This window comes from Epilithonimonas caeni DSM 17710 (assembly GCF_000426465.1).
Classification (GTDB): Bacteria; Bacteroidota; Bacteroidia; order Flavobacteriales; family Weeksellaceae; genus Epilithonimonas; species Epilithonimonas caeni.
Genome location: NZ_AUFK01000009.1, coordinates 661,826 through 679,317, shown reverse-complemented (window position 1 = coordinate 679,317; position 17,492 = coordinate 661,826). Strand labels below are relative to the sequence as shown.

The following is a 17,492-nucleotide window of genomic DNA, read 5'->3' as shown; positions in this document are numbered from 1 at the left end:
TCTACTTCAACCAAATATTTATCATCTAATTTGAAAGTATAATATCTGACATCTATTATCTAAAATCTTCTTTATATTTGTGCGCAACTAAAATAAATCTTTAAAATAAAAATGAAAAAAACCGCTTTATACGATAAACACGTTTCTCTAGGCGCGAAGATCGTTCCGTTTGCAGGATTTGAAATGCCTGTCCAATATTCAGGAATTAATGAAGAACATTTTGCTGTCCGCGAAAAAGCGGGAATTTTTGATGTATCTCATATGGGACAATTTTTCATCGAAGGTGCTTCTGCGAAAGATCTTTTGCAGTTTGTAACCTCTAACAATGTCGATGTTCTTGAAAACGGAAAAGCGCAATATTCTTGTCTTCCGAACGAAACGGGCGGTATTGTGGATGATCTGATCGTCTATAAAATCGAAGATGAAAAATACTTTGTAGTAGTCAACGCTTCCAATATCGATAAAGACTGGAATCATATCGTAAAATACAATGAAAAATTCGGAGCAAAAATGACGAATGCTTCAGATGAAATGTCATTGATCGCCATCCAGGGTCCAAAGGCTACCGAAATTCTTCAGAAATTAACAGAAACAGATTTGTCAACGATTCCTTATTATCACTTCACGATCGGTTCTGTTGCGGGTTTTTCTGATGTGATCATCTCCAATACAGGTTATACAGGAAGCGGTGGGTTCGAAATCTATTTCAAAAATGAAAATGCGGAACAACTTTGGGATGCCTTGTCAGAGGCCGGGAAAGAATTTGGATTGATTCCTTGTGGCTTGGCAGCCAGAGATACTTTGAGATTGGAAAAAGGATTCTGTCTTTATGGCAACGACATCGATGATACGACTTCTCCTCTTGAAGCGGGCTTGGGCTGGATCACGAAATTCGATAAAGATTTTGTGAACAAAGCATTCCTGGAAAATCAAAAAGCTGAAGGCGTTTCCAGAAAATTAGTTGGTTTCGAAATGCTGGAAAAAGCAATTCCAAGACACGATTATGAAGTGGTGGATGCAGAAGGAAAGATCATCGGAAAAGTAACTTCCGGAACAATGTCTCCAATGAGAAAAATAGGATTGGGTCTGGCTTATGTAGATAAACCAAACTTCAAATTAGGTTCAGAGATCTTTATCAGGATCAGAAACAAAGATATTCCTGCAAAAGTGGTAAAGCTTCCTTTTGTTTAAAATCCGATTTTAAATTGATTACCATATGAGCGGCTGTTTGGTCGCTTTTTTGTTTCTGATACTTTTATTAAATTTAAAAAAATAATTTGTTATGATATTAAATAAACTAAGTCTTATCATGATGTTTTCCGGAGTCTTGTTTGTTCAAGCTATTGGGAAAAATGAAATCACTTTGAATCCGGACGTCAATTCAGTGAAATTTTCAGAACTTTATCAGGAAATGCCTGCTACAATTAAAAGCTTTCTTGCAAAGTATTATCCAAAAGCGACAGTTGTAAAATATGAGGCAAAATCAACGGTTGTGGGGAAAAAATATGAAGTGAAGCTAAATAACGGTGCGGAAATCGATTTTGATAAAAATGGGAATTGGGAGGAAATAAGTGATAAGCAAGGTATTGCGTCTGCCTTGATTCCTGCAAAGATAAAAGCTTATCTTAATCAGCATTACAAAGGTGTGAAAGTAGAAAGCATTGATAAGGAACGAAACAAAATCAAAGTTGATTTACAAAACGACATCGATTTGGAATTTGATAAAAATAGAAAATTTTTAAGAGTTGATTAAAAAAAGCGTTCATATCCTGAACGCTTTTTTATTTTTTTTTAAGTCTAATTTCCGGAGTCTAACATCTATTTAAGATATTTTGTAATACTTTCACTCATTGGATTGGCTGTACTTGCGAAGCTGTCGATCACATTTCCTTTTTCATCCAATAAGATCTTGGTAAAGTTCCAAAGGATTTTGGTGTTTTTCACGCCGTTTTCTTTTTTATCGGTCAGGAATTTGTAGATAGGGGCAATGTCGTCACCCTTTACAGAAATCTTTGCTGCCATAGGGAATTGTACACCATAATTTCTTTGGCAGAATGTCGCGATCTCATGATTGCTCCCGGGTTCCTGTCCTCCAAAATTATTTGCAGGAAAACCAACAACAACCAATTTGTCTTTGTAGGCTTCATAGAGTTTTTCCAGATCTGCGTATTGTGGCGTGAATCCGCATTCGGAAGCGGTGTTTACAACCAGTATTTTTTTACCTTTGAATTTAGAAAAATCAATTGTAGAACCGTCCAATGCTTCTACTTTGAAACTGTGGATCGATTTAGCCTGAGCCTTATTTTTTGAAAATCCGAATAATGATAGCATAATGATGAATAAATATTTCATATAAAGTTATTTAAATTTTTTAAAAGTCACATACAATCGCTATTTGGTTGATGTTTCTCTTGAATTTGTAGGTAGCGGATTTCATAAGATAATTTAATTTTCAAATTTAAAACAAGTTTGCCAATTTCTCATCTGAATTCTTAAACTTATAAAACAATTAACTTTTATTATCAAATCATCAAAAATTTAAATATATCCTAATTCCATAGATTTCTTCACGAGTTCGGAAACTTTCGTACAATCCATCTTACTGAAAATATTTTTACGATGTGTGGTAGTGGTGTGGTAAGAAATGCCTAAAAAAGCTGATATTTGTTTTGCCGAGTTACCTGACGCCAAAAGAGACAGAATCTCCATTTCTCTTATGGTAAGACTGGTTTGTGGAAGTTTATTCTTCTCACTGTCTTTATAATACATCTGGTAAAAATCATTTCTTCTGCCAATTCCCGTAACTAATACAGAGTAAGGATTTTTCTGTGTAATGTGCTGAATATTAGTATGGATGTTTACAGCCTGTAATAGTTTTCCTTCTTCACTTTTGACGATATGTAATGACTGATGATGAAACATTTCGTAATTTCCTTTTCCTGTTTTCATTCGGAAGCAGTAGCTGCATTTAAGATTTTGCTGATGTTCCCAGCCGATCTCCTGCATTTTTTCGATGGTCATCTTTTCTGCTTCTATTACAAACTCTAGATCTTCGGGATGAATCAGATCGATGATCTCCTTAAGATATTTTGGTTTTTTCTTGAGCCCGTGAATTTTAAGGATGTTTTGATGAGGATTGATAAGGGTGCTGTCTGCAATATTAATAATGTAAAAATAAAATTCCCCCAAAGTGAACATTTCACCAATTGTCTTTTCAATATTTGGAGAACTAGAGAAGCATTTTGAGTTATTGCTTAGGGATTGAGGGTAAGCATTCCAAACTTCCAACAATGGATGCTTCTTTTTGGAGCTTATTTGATAATTGTCTTTCATATTATTAGTTTTTTATAAAATTAACAAATATTCTCATTAAAAATACCTTTTTTGAGGTATTTACTTGTATCTGATGTAAAATTTATATTTGCTTAAAACTAATAACCATGAAAAATTTCTCTTATTCAGGATTTGTTATCAATTTGTTGAAAACCAGTGCTTAAAAGGCATTCAAATTATTTTGATAATAAACTTAGTTTGAGATTTTAAGATTATAACAATAACCTAAAAATAAAAAACTATGAGAACAAGATTATTACTATTGCTTCTGCTTTGGACCGGAATGGTTTGGGGACAGAAAAAGGGAATTTATATTGATTCTGCACAACATATCATTTATGATTTCAAAACAGGAGATTATTCGAAGGATATTCATAAAATAAAAGTGCATACACCTGTGATTTTCAGAATACAAAATATCAACCCGTTTGTTTACAAAGTAACGATTACGCCAAAAGATTCAGTAATGGCGAGATCTGGATTTGATAAAGAATTTATAGATAGTTTTACTCAAAAAGATTTGCAGAAAGTGGAAGCAAAATTATCCCAAGAACAAGCGGAAACGAATAAAGCATTGCCAAATCAGGCAGAAGCGATTAATACTTTAGATTTTAAAACTGATAAAAAAGCGAATGCGACTACAGAACAAGAGGGTAATAAGAAATCATTTTTCGCAGTTGAAGAAATAAAAAACCTGAAGGAGCAAAATGAAAAATTTAAAGATGATATTAAGCAAAAATTAGATTCTTTGTTAAAAGGAAAAAATAAGGATATAGATTCTTTGAGGATGATAGTTATGGAAAAAAAATCAGAAGAAGTTGTTAAAATGATGCAAGACTTGCTAAATAAGGAAAATGCAAAAGATATAAAAGACCAAGATAAAACAACAATCAACTCAATAGTAAAAGTTAAGGATGATATTGAAAGGAACGAAGGGATGATAAAGGAAAAGGATAAGCTTGTCAATGAGAAAACTAAGGAATATAAGGTATTATTAGAAGATTTTCTCCAAAAATATTACGAGTTCCGGAAGGATTGTAGAAATGTTTTTTTATTGATAAGAGCTACAAAATATATTGGCACCATTGCAGATAATCCAGATTTGACATATAAAGGATATCAAGAGAAATATCAAAAGAACTTTAAAACCAAAGCTGATGAATTAACCAAAAATATTGAAAAATTAGATGAATACAGGAAAAGTTATTCGGATTTAGGAGATGCATATTTCAGATTAGTTTCAATGAATAATCTGGAAGAAATAATGCTACAAAGTGGAATAGACAAAGCGATGTCTTATCCGAAATTTCTGAAAACTAAAGCAGACCAATTAAGTTCTTGGTTGTCAAAATATAATTGGGAAAGTGTTTTAAGACAAGCTATCTGGACAGTTGAAATATTGGATGATGAGAAAAATTTTACTATAAAATCAGAACCGATTCAGCCAGAGAATGATATGGTTCAGTTTACAGTTAATATTGCTAAAAAAGATGAAAAAAATTCAGATCATTTTTACAGATTGAAAAATTTCACATACAGGCAAGCACTTTACGGAGGCACTCGTGTAGATTTTAGTTTAGGATTATCTGCTGCTTATTACGGTAAAGTTTCAAAAGTTGAATTACTTCCTAAAGAAAATGCACCTTCAACGTATGTACTGTCAACATACAAAAATAAACTATCTGCTGCATCTCTTATTGGAATGGTTACGATGAGTTATAGAAGAACTGGTTACATTGCTTATGGAGGTAGTGCCGGAATGGGATTAGACATTGCAGGTGGAAAGGTGCAATTTTCAAACTTTTTTGTAGGACCTACAATGTTATTTGGAAAGAAAGACAGGATATTTTTTACGGCTGGTCCATCTTTAAAAAACGTAAGAGAATTGAAAAACGGCTACGAAGGAACAATAGTACCGCCAACCGAAGACTTCACTTCTTACACAAGAGATAAATACAAAATAGGAATTTTTGCATCTCTCACCTATAGTCTCACCAAAGATGCAAGAGCACTAATTAAAAACCTGAGATAACAAATGAATATCATTGTAAAAACTCATCTCACAATATTCACAATATTCTTTTGTTGTATAACTGCGAACGCACAAAACGAAAAGACCCTTTCTCCTGCAAAAGATAATATCGTTTATTTTGTGAATAATGAAGAAGACGTTTTTGTTTCCGAAAAAATTGTGGAAGATTCTATAATATTAAATTTTAAATATAACTATTATTAATTTTCTTTCTCAAAGCCTGCCATTCCCGACAGGTTTTTTTGTTACGGCAATTCAAAAAATATAGATACCTTTAAACAATCGAAAAATCAAAAATGAACAGAAAAGATTTTATAAGCTTGTCCGGATTGGGATTTTTGGGTTTATATGCTTGCGGAACTTCAGATCTTATGGATAACAGAAAACCTTTTGCCATTCAACTTTATACGATTCGAGATGCAATTGCCGACAACTTGGAAAAATCCTTGGAACGCTTGGCAGAATTGGGTTTTAAGCAGCTCGAGATCTACGGTTATGATGGAAAATTCTTTGGAAAATCCAGAACAGAATTTCAATCGATTCTCAAAAATGTTGGTTTGGAAGTTATCAGTTCGCATCACACCACCGGAATTGTGCACAACACGAAAGGCACACTTTTGAATGAATGGGAGCAATCGGTTGAAGATCTGTATTTCATCGGTTCAAAATATATGGTTTGTTCTTATCTTTTTGAGGAGGAAAGGACTTCGGAACATTATAAAAAACTTCCGGAACTACTTGATAAATCAGGCGAAATAACAAATCGATCGGGAATCGGTTTTGCTTATCACAATCACGATTTTGAATTTGAGAAATTCGGTGATAAAACGGTTTATGATTTCATTTTAGAGAATACTAATCCTGATCTGGTGAAAATGGAACTTGACCTTTATTGGATTTCAAAAGCTGGATTCGATCCTTTGGAGTATTTTGAAAAATATCCAAAAAGATTTCCTCTGTGGCATGTGAAGGATATGAAAGCCAAAACCAAAGATTTCGCTGAGGTTGGAAACGGAACCATTGATTTTAAAACAATTTTCGAAGTCAAGGAAAAAGCAGGTCTCAAATATTGGTTTCTGGAACAGGATTCCAGTGATAAAGATATTTTTGAAAGCATAAAAATAAGTAGGGATTATATCAAGAGTAAATTTTTCTTCAAATAAAATTGCTGAGCGGAAGTGCCTTTGCGAACCATAAAATATCCCAATATTGATGAAAAAAACTTTGCGTTTAAATTCCTAAAAAAACATTCTCTTAACAAAAATTTATGATTTGTGAAATAAATGCCTTTTCTTTGTCGTTCTTTTCTTTATGACAAAAATCGATGAGTGTTTATAGTAAGCTTGCTGAGAATCTGCAGTATATTTCGCCGCCTTATTACAAAAACAGGTTTTTCAAGAAGCTGAATGGTCTTACTGCCCATAATCTTTTAGAAAGAAAAGTTGAGCCGGAGTTTCTTTGGATTAAGGACACCTTAGCAAAAGATGCTGTCTTTATAGATGTTGGAGCCAATGTTGGAGCTTATGTTTATACTTTGGAAAAACATCTGAATCCTGAAAATATTTTTGCTTTCGAGCCTAATCAACGATTGTATAAAAGACTGAAACGGTTATTTCCGAAAGTCAATTTGTTTTCCGTGGCGTTGTCTGACATTTCCACGGTCGCAGAATTCAAGATTCCTGTGATTAATGGTGAAAAAGTCCATACAAGAGGAACTTTGCAGACTTCTATCAAAGAAAAAAATGAAGAAAAAACCATTCTTCAGAAAGTAGAGGTTAAACCTTTGGATGAATTAAATCTCAATCCCCCAAAACTCGATTTTATCAAGATCGATGTAGAAGGAAACGAGATGCAGACTTTGCGGGGCGCCAGAAAAACAATTGAAAAATATAAACCTATTTTGATGGTCGAGATGGAGCAGCGCCATCATAAGGAAAATCTTTGGACTTTGATTTCCGAGATTGTGGATTGGGGATATTCAGCCAATTATCTGGACAGAGAAACTTTACAACCGAAAATATTGACAGAAGAATTCCTGAATCAACAGAATCCGGATAACGTGAAGAATTACAAAGATTATATTAATAATATAATATTTTTGCCAAGGATCTGAGGTCATGGAAATTTAATTTTGGATGGCTTCGAGAGCCTCAGCCTGACAAAGAAAGAACTAAAACTATCAACCAACAACTGATTTATGAGCGTCGTAGCAAGACAGGGTGTAAAATATTCGATAATAGGTTATCTCGGCTTTTTGCTGGGGACGTTTTCGTCTATTTTCATTTTTCCTTACGATATGGAATTTTATGGAAAGCTTCGTTACATTTTGCCGACAGCAGAAATAATGGTTCCGATTGTCGTTTTTGGTCTGAGTTTTTCCAATGTCAAATTCTTTAGCAGAGTCAATGCAGATGGCAAACATCACAATATGTTGTCTTTGTCTCTATTGGCTGTCGTTATTAATTTTTTGATTTTCGTTGGAGGTTATTTTTTGATTAATTTTCTGTTTCCACAGTTACAAACTTCAAAACTGTGGGAAATGAAACTCCTGATCCTGCCCATGGTTCTGGTTTTGGCTCTATCTTCAGTTTTCAATAAGTTTTTGACCAATTACAAAAGAATTGTCGTCCCGAATATCTTTGAAAATTTCGTTCCGAAGATTGCTAATATTGGTGCGTTTTGCCTGTTTTTCTTTTTAGGCGTTGCGGATAAAATGGCCTATGGGTTTTTCTTTTTGATGTTTGTGATTTCGCTCATAGGTTACGGTTATTACACCAATAGACTGGAGCAGATCAAACCTGATTTTGGTCTGGATTATTTCAAAAAAGATAATTTTTACCGTGAGATTTTCACTTACAGTTTATTCGGGTTTTTAGGAAATATCGGAAATTATATTGCCATCAATATTGATAACCTGATGATTGGTGAGTTTATCAATTTTCATGAAAACGGTATTTATAGTAACATATACGCCATTATTTCCTTGATAACAGTTCCTCAGATGGGACTTTTCAATATTTCTGCACCTATTATTAATAAAGATTTAGCTTCCGGAGATTATAACGAGTTGGACAGGTTTCACAAGAGAACGTCGCTCAGTTTGTTTTTTCTTGGCCTGGTTTTATTCTGTTGCATTGTTGTAGGATTTCCGTATCTGGCTGATTTTATGAAGAACGGAGAAGACCTACGTTCTTCAGAACCTGTAGTTTGGGTTCTTGGGTTTGCGATGTTATTTGATTTAGCGACAGGTTTCAACGGTCATATTATTTCGTTGTCGAAGTATTATAAATTCAATATTGTGGTGATGCTTATTTTAGCAGTTTTAACGATTACAACCAATATGATCTTTCTGAGACATACCAATTTGGGCATCTTGGGAATTGCGATTGCTTATGCCATTTCGTTGTCGTTGTTCAATATTATTAAAATCATTTTCAATTATATCAAATTCCAGGTTTTTCCTTTGGGAATCGAGATGATTTATGCAATGATTCTAGGCTGTATTTCCATCAATGTCGCCATTTTCCTGCCGGATTTCAAACTGAATCTTCTTAATCTTTTCTACAAACCGGCGGTTGTTTTGGTTTTATTGTTTATCGGAAACCACTTCCTGAAAATCTATCCATTGGAAAAATTCATCAACAAAGATTTTATTAAGAGTCTTTTCAAGTTCTAATCATATTCCGGAGAGATCAGGATCTCTTGTTTTTTATCTGTTTTAGACGATGTTCTAGTTTCTTTCAGACAAGTTCCTTTCTTGTCTTTTTCTATACAATTGATTGCCAATTCATCAATGATTTTGTTATCTTTTCCTGTGACCACAATCCTGGAAAGCTGATTGTCTGAGTAATGAAATTGACTCGTGTTGAAAGTCTCAAAGTTATCAGTGATTTTATCAATACTTCCATTTTTGTTATAATGATAGATGCTTTCGTTCTGTTTGTATCGCTTCTTGGTGTAACAACTGATGCGTTCGCGCTGATCGGGCTTCCAGCGGGTTTTGCAGTAGTAAGGATCTTTATCGGGATAGCGTTCTACTGTAAACCATAACTTCTTTTCCGTTTCCTGCAAAAGATTTCCATTGGAATCAAACGTTTTCGAATATTTGATACGGCCATTCTTGGTAAAGATCAATTCTTTTTTCTGCACAAGCTTTTTCTGATTGTTCGAAGTGTCATAGACTTCTTCAGTGGCGGATTTTATACCATCGGGAAGTAGATTGGCTTTAGTGTACTTTTTTGTTGCACAAGAAGTTAATGCTAAGAATACAAATGAAAAATACAAAACTCTCATAACCGTGATTTGAAAAATTGAAGCAAATTTCTTTCCAATAATTTCCGATTACCTGATATAAGAATTAGATTTTGCCAAAGGCGGGAATTTTTAGCAAAATTTAGCAATGGATTGATGCGAAGCAATTTGCCACCCGATGCCAAGCCTTTGTTAAACGTACCGACTGTCAGGCTATTTATCTGCAATTGGTGCTTTTTTCTGTCGGCCCCATGCAACAAGTATAGCAATAAAAAGCATAAAAATATTGAAGCCGATGTCTTTTGTCTCGCCTCTTGATGTATGAAAGATACTTGCAGAGATCATCAAAGCAATTATTCCATAAGCCGCAAAAATTGTCAGTTTAGTTTTGATATGCAACAATGTCGGCAATACAATTCCGATTCCTGCCAATAGGTCAATAACACCTGTAAATAAAGCAAGGTTGGGATTGTCTTTTACCCAAACGAATGGTAGGTCTTCGGGCTTAAATATTTTCATAAAACCCGCCCAGACAAAAGTCAAAGCTAAAAGTACTTGTGCAACCCAGAGGATAATGTTGAATGTTTTTTGTTCTGCTGTCATGATTTAATTCCTTTCGATGTTGCAAATTTAACTACCTTTACTATCCAAATGATATTACTTCCTGTTTGGAAAGCACTATCCATATGGAAAGTAATGTAAAAGTTTAAAATTTATGCTATCCAAAGCTGGTTGCCCCAAGACCATGTTGTCCATAAAAGATGCTATTGAAGCGATCGAAGGAAGATGGAAGGTCCTTATTTTGTTCGCATTGTCCGAAAAGCCAAAGCGGTTCAAGGAAATTTCCAGGGAGGTCAGTGGTATTACTGATAAAACGCTGTCCAAAGAGTTGAAAAGTCTTGAAATGAATAAACTTGTCCGTAGAGATGTTTATGATACGTTTCCGCCAACAGTTGAATATTCAATTACTCCACACGGTTTGTCGCTTGAAAAAGTGTTAGACGAACTTCACTTTTGGGGATTGTTACACCGCAAACAGGTCATTGGTAAATAGTTAGCCAACGCTGTCATTGTTTTTAGCATGGTCGTTTATGGGATGCCATAAGGGTTTACCGCTTGCTGGTTGGGGAATCGAAGCACTTCTGTTCGGTTGATATACAAAATTTGATAGAAGCACAAAAGCTGAAGTGCAAACTTCAGCAATATGATATAAAAAACAAATTCTATTGCGGAATTTGTTCCACCAAAATTTCATTGCCTGCCAAATCATAATATGTGCAAGTCATTTTTTCCATACAAACTGCCCATTTTTCAATGCCTGATTTAGCACAATCGTTGCAAAAAGTCGGATAGTCTGTTTTGCCTTGCTGATGCCTTTTTAAATCTACTTTGAATTGTTCTTTATTGGATTCAAGGGCAATGGTCAGTGGTTCATACTTTGCAGGGGAAGCCGTTTTATAATCATTTTCACTATAATAATCGGTATGCCCATCTGTTACAAAAGTTTCATAATAAGTAACACCAAGTTCTTTGATTTCTTTAATGTAAGACGGAAAATCTGCACCCGATCTTACCTTGCTGTGAGCAGCCTTAATTTGTTCTACTGTAAACATTTGTTCTTTGTTTTTAATTGTTAAATGATTTGTTGAATTACACGCAGCCATAATGCTCAAACTTGCGAAAATGATCGTTGATTTTAAGATAAGTTTCTTCACTGCTTTTGCTTTATGATTACGATGCAAAGTTGCATTACTTAAAATCGATGTAATTGTAAAAAATCGTTTTTTTTGCCAAAGTGTACAAATGGAATTTAGTAAAAATTGTTGCATATTTATTAGTGTACAATAACAATTTTATTCTTTCATCTCACAGAAAACGTTTGAAATTTTCCGGTGTGTCACCTGTAAATTTTTTGAAGTCTTTGATGAAATGAGCCTGATCGAAAAAATTATTTTCGTAACAGATTTCAGTTAAGGATTTCGTTTCGTTCAGATTTTCAAGAACCGTGTTGAAACGGACAATGGAAGCAAATTTTTTGGCAGTTGTCCCCACCACTTTCCTAAAACGCTTTTCAAACGGACTTTGACTGATAAATAGCTTGTCACTCAATTCTTTTATACGGATGGTCCCATTGCTCTGATAGATGAGTTTAACCGCTTCCAGAATTAATTTATCGGTTTCAATGTCTTTGAGGTGAGAAATTAAGAAAAACTCAATAATTTTGATTCTTTGCTTGTCTGTAGTAGCGATGACCAACTGTTCTTCAACTTCAGTTACATTGTTTTTATCAAAAATATAGTCAAGCGAAAGACTTAAATTAAAAAGCTCGTTGGCAGGATGTGAAGCAAAATGAGTAAAACCAATTTCAGTAAAGTAAACCAGTATTGTTCCGATATTTTGTGAGTTTTTGAAAATTTTGTAACCGTCAGTAATTCCCGTAATTCCTGCTGTTGTCAGTTTACATTCGATATTTTCTTTCACAGTTGCAAGCTGTCCTTTGTACTGAAAACCGATAACCAAACCTGAAGACGGAAAGACTTTGTACTCATTTTCCAATTCGTTCTCCGACACTACAAAATATTTGATGTAGGGTTTTAGTCGTTCTGAGGGAATATATTTGTCAAATTTCATTCACTTGTCGTTAGTGAGGGTTGTCTATAAAATTGCCTATGTTTTCGGGCTTTGCTTTCGGGCGGCTTATCGAAACATAAAAGCTCGTTTTATTACTAAGTTCAATTGAAAAACTACCGCCCAAATTTTGCACTTCAGCCCGCCTGATGCAAAACCCTTGTTGTAGGCAGTACTATTTTATCATTTAGTTTTCTATAAACGACCTCCATTCTTATAGAAGTTCTTGTATTTAGCATCTTCTCCTTCGAAGTATCTTAATCCAGCTCCTTTTACAACGTATTTCCATTTTTCAAAAGCTTGATTAAAATTTCCAGTTTCAAAAAAATAGATTGCTTCATAATGTTGTACTTCAAATTCAGATAAATTCAAATTATTATTGTTATCAATCATTCTATTCAACCATTTTTCGGCTTGTTCAAAATTTCTGTTAGTCATTGAATGTTTAAACGACATCTTGGAAAAATTGTATTCTTGGTTCCAAGTATTTCTTGGAATTGGGAACTTTAACCACGCTTCCTCCACTAAACTATAAAATGTGTCTATTTTGTCTTCTTTTAAAGCGTCTACTGCCTTTTTTCCAATTAATACAACTTCATTGTATTCTTCTGAATTGAGTAATGCCATAGTGTTTGTTTTCTTTAATACGTTTGTTTGGAAAGTATTGCCTACGTTTCGGGGCTTGGCGATGGTGGGGATTTTTAGCACAAAAGCTCAATCGAATTACTAATGTTGAACCTTGAACAAATGTCCAATCGAAGCCGTTCAGCCCCGCTTTTGGCAATACCTTGTTGTGTGCCGTTCATTCATCCAAAATTTCAACGTTTTCTGTATATCGATTTAAAATTTTTTTTAAACATTCAAAATCTTTGAATTCAGAGATTTCATACGACGATTCTAAAAAGTATCTATCCTCATTTTCAGTAGTGCAAATCTTCAAACTTTTAGTATCGAAATTTAACCTCAAAGTAATAAGTTTTATTTCAGACCACTTATAAATTCTACTTGCTTTATATGTTAATCCCTCCGAATTTATAGTCATAATTGGACGTTTCTGCACAACAGCCATCAAAAATTCAATTTCCCTGCGACTTAAAAGATAAAAAAAGTAACTACAAGGTGCGGCAATTAAAAATAGGATTGGGTTAAAACTATAACCAAAAACCCACGGAATAACGAATGGGACTGTAAAGCCTAATAAAGTCAAAGTGATTAATACTCCAAAAATATAATGGAACCAAAGCGGTTTGTCCTTATAAATTATTACAGAATTTTCGATTGTTTTCACAATTTAATGTTGGGTTTGTAATTTCGGTAGGGAATGACATACAACGTTTCGGGGCTTTGCGTTCGGGCGGGATTTCGAAGCACAAAAGCTTATGTTATTACTAATGTTCAATTGAAAAACTAATGTTGAATTTTGCAATCAGCCCGCCTGATGCAAAACCCTTGTTGGCAGAAGTTTTTTAAAAGTCTCGAATTTCATCAAACCAATTATTGGCAGTTTCGTGTGAAATGTTCAATTTTGAGGCCTCAACCAATTGAATAATTGCAGTTCCTGTATCTTCTCTTTCTACGGTTTCTATGTTCGGTAACTTATTTATGATTTCGACAAGTCCAACAATTGATGTTTTAACTTCGTTTTCTGTCTTAGCTTTTGCAATTTCTTTTAAAGCTGTTTTGTATGCTTTGGTGGCAATTTTTGCATTTTTGGCTTCCCAATTTGTAAATGGAATTCCATATTCTGTTGTAAACCAAATAGAACTTCTCAATTTAGAAACTGAAGAGTAATCTAATTCTTTTTCCTTTGTTAATTGCTTTAATTCTGCATGTAATCTTTTTCCTGTTATCTCATCAATATTCCAACCGATAAAAGATTTAAGATTATCCCAAGAACTTAGAGATGGAAAATTTTCCAAGTTTGGTGCATATCTTATTCCCAAACGCTCTATGTTTTTGAAGTCCTTTAAACAATTTACGTTTGTAATGTTTCCTGACAAGTTTAAATTTTTTAGATTAGGGAATTGTAACAAACCTTCACAATCAAAAGCTCGTCCTAAAGGTTCAATCGTTATGTCGAGCGAAGTAATTGTATCTAAACTTTTTAAAACGGGTAGTTTATATGGCAATTCTGTTTTTCCCTTTTTCGTAGAAGGGGCAATTCTTATGAATGGATTAGCGTTGTTTGATACAATCTCAAAATTTTCGATATTTCCTGACAGATTAAGTGATTTTAAGCCAAATTGGTTGTCAGTATTTTTGTAGTCTAAATTTAGTTTTATTGGATTTTCGTTTGCTCTGATAGAAAAGCTCCGAATTAGAACATTACTCAAATCAATTGAGAGTGGTTTATTCGGATACCAAAAAAAATCTTCGATTGGTCTTTTTTTTGCCCATTCAATAAACCCGATATCATTTCCATAATAATAAAAAAATCTTGGCCAGTATCCACCTGCTTGTGTTTTGAATTCGTCAAATGAATTCCAATTTATGGATAAATCGTTTTCAACAAGAACGTCAAATTTTTTCTTGTCCATACCAATCAATCCAATAGAAAAACTTCCCTGTCCTGCCGGAATTTTTACAGTATGGCTATTGCTGCTTGTTAATGAAATATTAATAGGTTTTTCTTTGTCCATTTTGTTCGGATTGGTGTTTGTTCAGTCATTGTTAAAATTTCTGCTAACGTTTTGGGGCTTGCCGAAGGCGGGGATTTTCAGCACAAAAGTTCAATAGAATTACTACTGTTGAACCTTGCACAAATGCTCAATCGAAGAACTTCAGCCCCGCTTTTGGCAAACCCTTGTTGTGCGATTGTGCTTTTATTTCCACCATTTTTCCTTTTCTTTTTTTCGTCCAATTTCTGTATCTATTTCAGTTTCTCCGTACAACGATAACATATAATATTTCCATCCTTTATCAAAATATTTTGGGTCTGGCGAAAATTCTCCAGCTCCAATATCTAAATCGCCACTTTCTGGAATTCTATAATCCCCAAAGTTGCATTTTTTAGAGATATTTGTTTTGTAACTCGTCCAAGTTCCTTTAAATTCGTTATTACTAAATCCGTCTGTATAAAAGTATAATGCGTTATATCGAAAATTATTCTTCGTGTCAATTAAATACCCAATTGTCATTTCGCCTTTAATAAAGCCTGTTGAAGTAAGTTTTTTGTCTTCATAAAAATTAACTTCACACGTTGCATATCCAAACTTATAATTTGGAAAGAAATCGTTATCGTCTTTAATATTTGCTTTTTTAACTATAATAGTTCCCTGAAAAGGTCTAATTGTTTCTTTTACTTTTGTTTTTCCATATGCAAAATATTCATATTGGTTGTTAGGGTTTTGAATTACAGAAATGAAATGAATGTAAAATCTTTGATAATCATCGCCAATAAAACCAATGGGTTCTGCTTTTGCTAATTTTTCTTTTGTCTTTTCTCCATCCTCAACAATAATGCTATCATTTGTAATTATTCTTGAAATGTCGTAATTTTTAATTTCATTATAAAAATCTTTTCTATTCTCTTGTGCGAAAGTTTGAGTAAAAAATGTCATCAAAAAAAACAGAGTTAATATTATTTTGTTATGTTCCATACTGAATTATTTAAAGCCATTTTAAACTGAAAAGAATGTTTATTGTTATTATAGTCGAAAACAGAAATATCAACTGTATCTTTTTTAATTGAGATATATTGAATGTCAAATATTTCTTTTTTTATTTTCAAAGAGTCGTTATTAAATTTTATAGTTTCGGAGGTGAATTCATTGTCAAACGCAGTTCCCGTAATTATAACTTTATCATTGAAATTGTATTTTTCTTTGTAGTCCTTATTTTCATCAATGTAATATGGGTTTTCTTTGATGTATTTTAATTCATTCATTTTTTCTTTTGGTGTTGTAATTCCATCATACCGCTCATCATTCCCACAAACACCAAACATTCTTGAAGTAACTAAAAAAAGTGTGTCTTTAGAATTTACTTTTTTTGCTAATTCCTTAATTATTTCCACTTTAAGTTGCTTTGGATTTTCAATTTCTATTTGTTTTAAAGCATTTCTTCCACAACTTTGTAATGCGGAAGCAAGCAAGAGTATTATAATTGGTACAAATAGTTTTTTCATCTGTTTGTCTTTCGTTTCAATTTATAACGATTGTTGGTTTAGCATATCGCACAACACCCAAATATACGCATTGCGCCAATACAAAATATATCCAATTGCGCTTATCGTCTTTGAAATTTTTCATAAGTATTTGTAAATGATATGATTATTTTTTTTAAATTTGGATAAACGCAATAATGATGATTAATCAAAACCTTACAGAACAGTTTGTCACTATTCTTCGGATGCAGCGATATGCAGACAGAAGCATCAAAACCTACACCTCTCATCTTACTTATTTTCTCAAAGTCTCATCCAAGCATAAACCTGAAGATATCACCCAGAAACAACTGGAAGATTTCATCATCTGGCTGGTAGAGAAGAAGAAAATTGGGCAGTCCTACCAAAAAGCAATGATTGCAGCGATAACCAAATTCTACAAAGAGATTTTCCAACGCCAAATCAATCTCAAACACCTATACCCCAAAAGAAAAGAACATCAGCTTCCCAAGTTCCTCACAAAAGAAGAAGTGAAAAAAATCCTCGACATTACAGAAAACATCAAGCATAAGGCAATCCTAACCACCATATATTCTTGTGGATTAAGACTCAGTGAAGTATTGGAACTTAAAATTTCGGATATCAAAACACGTGAGAATGTTCTCCTTGTCCGTCGGGCAAAAGGCAAAAAAGATAGAGTAGTGATGCTTTCTCCGTTGCTGCTGGAGCTTCTCCGGACTTATTATAAAACCTATAAGCCCCAAAATTATCTATTCGAAGGACAGGACGGAGAGAGATATTCCGAACGCAGCGTTCAGCAGATTCTCAAAAATGCAATTAACAAAGCCAGCATCATTTCGCCGGCATCAGTCCATACGCTTAGACACTCGTATGCAACACATCTTTTGGAAAATGGAACAGACATCAGAATTATCAAAGAGCTGCTGGGACATAACAATATCAAGACTACAGAAATCTACACCCATATTACAGATGTAAGCAGAGCCAAAATAAAAAGTCCTCTTGATTTGCTATGATTATCGTTGTCTGTAGGTTTTGTACTTAACTCGGATTAAAATACTAAAAACTATTGATGTAGAATAATGAACTGATAATGATTATGGAAACTCAAATATTCCAGCC

19 protein-coding genes are annotated in these 17,492 nt (G+C 33.7%); 8 read left to right on the top strand and 11 right to left on the bottom strand.

What is annotated here, in order from left to right; translation table 11 throughout:
- The first annotated feature begins 111 nt into the window (after positions 1-111).
- Both gcvT and K319_RS19770 read left to right on the top strand, forming a co-directional pair.
- Complete coding sequence (gene gcvT / locus K319_RS0104295) at positions 112-1,191, top strand: glycine cleavage system aminomethyltransferase GcvT (protein ID WP_027382510.1); 1,080 nt, start codon at positions 112-114, stop codon at positions 1,189-1,191.
- 91 nt (positions 1,192-1,282) lie between these two features.
- On the top strand, positions 1,283-1,753 hold the full coding sequence (locus K319_RS19770) for a PepSY-like domain-containing protein (protein ID WP_084403396.1): 471 nt from the start codon (positions 1,283-1,285) through the stop codon (positions 1,751-1,753).
- Positions 1,754-1,818: 65 nt separating this feature from the next.
- Here the strand turns inward: K319_RS19770 and K319_RS0104285 are convergent, their stop codons facing one another.
- The gene (locus K319_RS0104285; RefSeq protein WP_394330685.1) at positions 1,819-2,331 is read right to left on the bottom strand and encodes a glutathione peroxidase; all 513 of its coding nucleotides are present in this window, start codon (positions 2,329-2,331) and stop codon (positions 1,819-1,821) included.
- Positions 2,332-2,538: 207 nt separating this feature from the next.
- Positions 2,539-3,333 carry a response regulator transcription factor gene (locus K319_RS0104280; protein ID WP_027382508.1) on the bottom strand — a complete coding sequence of 265 codons (795 nt, stop codon included), beginning with the start codon at positions 3,331-3,333 and terminating at the stop codon, positions 2,539-2,541.
- A 241-nt stretch (positions 3,334-3,574) separates the two neighbouring features.
- On the opposite strand from K319_RS0104280, the gene K319_RS0104275 reads away from it, so the two are divergent.
- From K319_RS0104275 to K319_RS0104255, 4 genes are all read left to right on the top strand, one after another.
- Positions 3,575-5,365 (top strand): coiled-coil domain-containing protein, encoded by a 1,791-nt coding sequence (locus K319_RS0104275; protein WP_027382507.1) that lies wholly within the window; start codon positions 3,575-3,577, stop codon positions 5,363-5,365.
- Between the two features lie 296 nt (positions 5,366-5,661).
- The gene (locus K319_RS0104265; protein WP_027382505.1) at positions 5,662-6,528 is read left to right on the top strand and encodes a sugar phosphate isomerase/epimerase family protein; all 867 of its coding nucleotides are present in this window, start codon (positions 5,662-5,664) and stop codon (positions 6,526-6,528) included.
- 161 nt (positions 6,529-6,689) lie between these two features.
- Positions 6,690-7,478 carry an FkbM family methyltransferase gene (locus K319_RS0104260; RefSeq protein WP_027382504.1) on the top strand — a complete coding sequence of 263 codons (789 nt, stop codon included), beginning with the start codon at positions 6,690-6,692 and terminating at the stop codon, positions 7,476-7,478.
- 84 nt (positions 7,479-7,562) lie between these two features.
- Positions 7,563-9,041 carry a lipopolysaccharide biosynthesis protein gene (locus K319_RS0104255; RefSeq protein WP_027382503.1) on the top strand — a complete coding sequence of 493 codons (1,479 nt, stop codon included), beginning with the start codon at positions 7,563-7,565 and terminating at the stop codon, positions 9,039-9,041.
- Here K319_RS0104255 and K319_RS0104250 read toward each other — a convergent pair.
- Both K319_RS0104250 and K319_RS0104245 read right to left on the bottom strand, forming a co-directional pair.
- The gene (locus K319_RS0104250; RefSeq protein WP_027382502.1) at positions 9,038-9,658 is read right to left on the bottom strand and encodes a hypothetical protein; all 621 of its coding nucleotides are present in this window, start codon (positions 9,656-9,658) and stop codon (positions 9,038-9,040) included. The genes K319_RS0104255 and K319_RS0104250 overlap by 4 nt on opposite strands.
- A 171-nt stretch (positions 9,659-9,829) precedes the next feature.
- A complete protein-coding gene (locus K319_RS0104245; RefSeq protein ID WP_027382501.1) occupies positions 9,830-10,219 on the bottom strand; it encodes a DoxX family protein in 390 nt (129 codons plus the stop codon).
- Between the two features lie 112 nt (positions 10,220-10,331).
- Between K319_RS0104245 and K319_RS0104240 the strand changes: the two genes are divergently transcribed.
- Positions 10,332-10,670: a winged helix-turn-helix transcriptional regulator gene (locus tag K319_RS0104240; protein WP_027382500.1), complete on the top strand. Its 339-nt coding sequence runs from the start codon at positions 10,332-10,334 to the stop codon at positions 10,668-10,670.
- A gap of 169 nt (positions 10,671-10,839) precedes the next feature.
- Here the strand turns inward: K319_RS0104240 and K319_RS21860 are convergent, their stop codons facing one another.
- From K319_RS21860 to K319_RS0104205, 7 genes are all read right to left on the bottom strand, one after another.
- Complete coding sequence (locus K319_RS21860) at positions 10,840-11,445, bottom strand: DUF1398 domain-containing protein (RefSeq protein ID WP_316930897.1); 606 nt, start codon at positions 11,443-11,445, stop codon at positions 10,840-10,842.
- 37 nt (positions 11,446-11,482) lie between these two features.
- Positions 11,483-12,247: a helix-turn-helix domain-containing protein gene (locus tag K319_RS0104230; protein ID WP_027382498.1), complete on the bottom strand. Its 765-nt coding sequence runs from the start codon at positions 12,245-12,247 to the stop codon at positions 11,483-11,485.
- 192 nt (positions 12,248-12,439) lie between these two features.
- The gene (locus tag K319_RS0104225; protein ID WP_027382497.1) at positions 12,440-12,871 is read right to left on the bottom strand and encodes a hypothetical protein; all 432 of its coding nucleotides are present in this window, start codon (positions 12,869-12,871) and stop codon (positions 12,440-12,442) included.
- A 175-nt stretch (positions 12,872-13,046) separates the two neighbouring features.
- Positions 13,047-13,532, bottom strand: a complete 486-nt coding sequence (locus K319_RS19765) for a hypothetical protein (protein WP_034671339.1) — start codon at positions 13,530-13,532, stop codon at positions 13,047-13,049.
- A gap of 178 nt (positions 13,533-13,710) precedes the next feature.
- Entirely contained in the window at positions 13,711-14,883 is a 1,173-nt protein-coding gene (locus K319_RS0104215) for a leucine-rich repeat domain-containing protein (protein ID WP_027382495.1), read from the bottom strand.
- Between the two features lie 183 nt (positions 14,884-15,066).
- Complete coding sequence (locus K319_RS0104210; protein WP_027382494.1) at positions 15,067-15,843, bottom strand: hypothetical protein; 777 nt, start codon at positions 15,841-15,843, stop codon at positions 15,067-15,069.
- Positions 15,825-16,370, bottom strand: coding sequence for a hypothetical protein (locus tag K319_RS0104205; protein ID WP_156907044.1), 546 nt, complete (start codon positions 16,368-16,370; stop codon positions 15,825-15,827). Before K319_RS0104205 ends, K319_RS0104210 begins: the two co-directional genes overlap by 19 nt.
- Before the next feature lie 176 nt (positions 16,371-16,546).
- Between K319_RS0104205 and xerA the strand changes: the two genes are divergently transcribed.
- Positions 16,547-17,386 (top strand): site-specific tyrosine recombinase/integron integrase, encoded by an 840-nt coding sequence (gene xerA, locus K319_RS0104200; protein ID WP_235696075.1) that lies wholly within the window; start codon positions 16,547-16,549, stop codon positions 17,384-17,386.
- Positions 17,387-17,492 lie beyond the last annotated feature (106 nt).

Bases quoted from the DNA above. Each gene is read 5' to 3' on its own strand.
- gcvT (WP_027382510.1), top strand. From the start codon at position 112: ATGAAAAAAACCGCTTTATACGATAAACACGTTTCTCTAGGCGCGAAG.
- K319_RS19770 (WP_084403396.1), top strand. From the start codon at position 1,283: ATGATATTAAATAAACTAAGTCTTATCATGATGTTTTCCGGAGTCTTG.
- K319_RS0104285 (WP_394330685.1), bottom strand. From the start codon at position 2,331: ATGCTATCATTATTCGGATTTTCAAAAAATAAGGCTCAGGCTAAATCG.
- K319_RS0104280 (WP_027382508.1), bottom strand. From the start codon at position 3,333: ATGAAAGACAATTATCAAATAAGCTCCAAAAAGAAGCATCCATTGTTG.
- K319_RS0104275 (WP_027382507.1), top strand. From the start codon at position 3,575: ATGAGAACAAGATTATTACTATTGCTTCTGCTTTGGACCGGAATGGTT.
- K319_RS0104265 (WP_027382505.1), top strand. From the start codon at position 5,662: ATGAACAGAAAAGATTTTATAAGCTTGTCCGGATTGGGATTTTTGGGT.
- K319_RS0104260 (WP_027382504.1), top strand. From the start codon at position 6,690: ATGAGTGTTTATAGTAAGCTTGCTGAGAATCTGCAGTATATTTCGCCG.
- K319_RS0104255 (WP_027382503.1), top strand. From the start codon at position 7,563: ATGAGCGTCGTAGCAAGACAGGGTGTAAAATATTCGATAATAGGTTAT.
- K319_RS0104250 (WP_027382502.1), bottom strand. From the start codon at position 9,658: ATGAGAGTTTTGTATTTTTCATTTGTATTCTTAGCATTAACTTCTTGT.
- K319_RS0104245 (WP_027382501.1), bottom strand. From the start codon at position 10,219: ATGACAGCAGAACAAAAAACATTCAACATTATCCTCTGGGTTGCACAA.
- K319_RS0104240 (WP_027382500.1), top strand. From the start codon at position 10,332: ATGCTATCCAAAGCTGGTTGCCCCAAGACCATGTTGTCCATAAAAGAT.
- K319_RS21860 (WP_316930897.1), bottom strand. From the start codon at position 11,445: ATGCAACAATTTTTACTAAATTCCATTTGTACACTTTGGCAAAAAAAA.
- K319_RS0104230 (WP_027382498.1), bottom strand. From the start codon at position 12,247: ATGAAATTTGACAAATATATTCCCTCAGAACGACTAAAACCCTACATC.
- K319_RS0104225 (WP_027382497.1), bottom strand. From the start codon at position 12,871: ATGGCATTACTCAATTCAGAAGAATACAATGAAGTTGTATTAATTGGA.
- K319_RS0104215 (WP_027382495.1), bottom strand. From the start codon at position 14,883: ATGGACAAAGAAAAACCTATTAATATTTCATTAACAAGCAGCAATAGC.
- K319_RS0104210 (WP_027382494.1), bottom strand. From the start codon at position 15,843: ATGGAACATAACAAAATAATATTAACTCTGTTTTTTTTGATGACATTT.
- K319_RS0104205 (WP_156907044.1), bottom strand. From the start codon at position 16,370: ATGAAAAAACTATTTGTACCAATTATAATACTCTTGCTTGCTTCCGCA.
- xerA (WP_235696075.1), top strand. From the start codon at position 16,547: ATGATGATTAATCAAAACCTTACAGAACAGTTTGTCACTATTCTTCGG.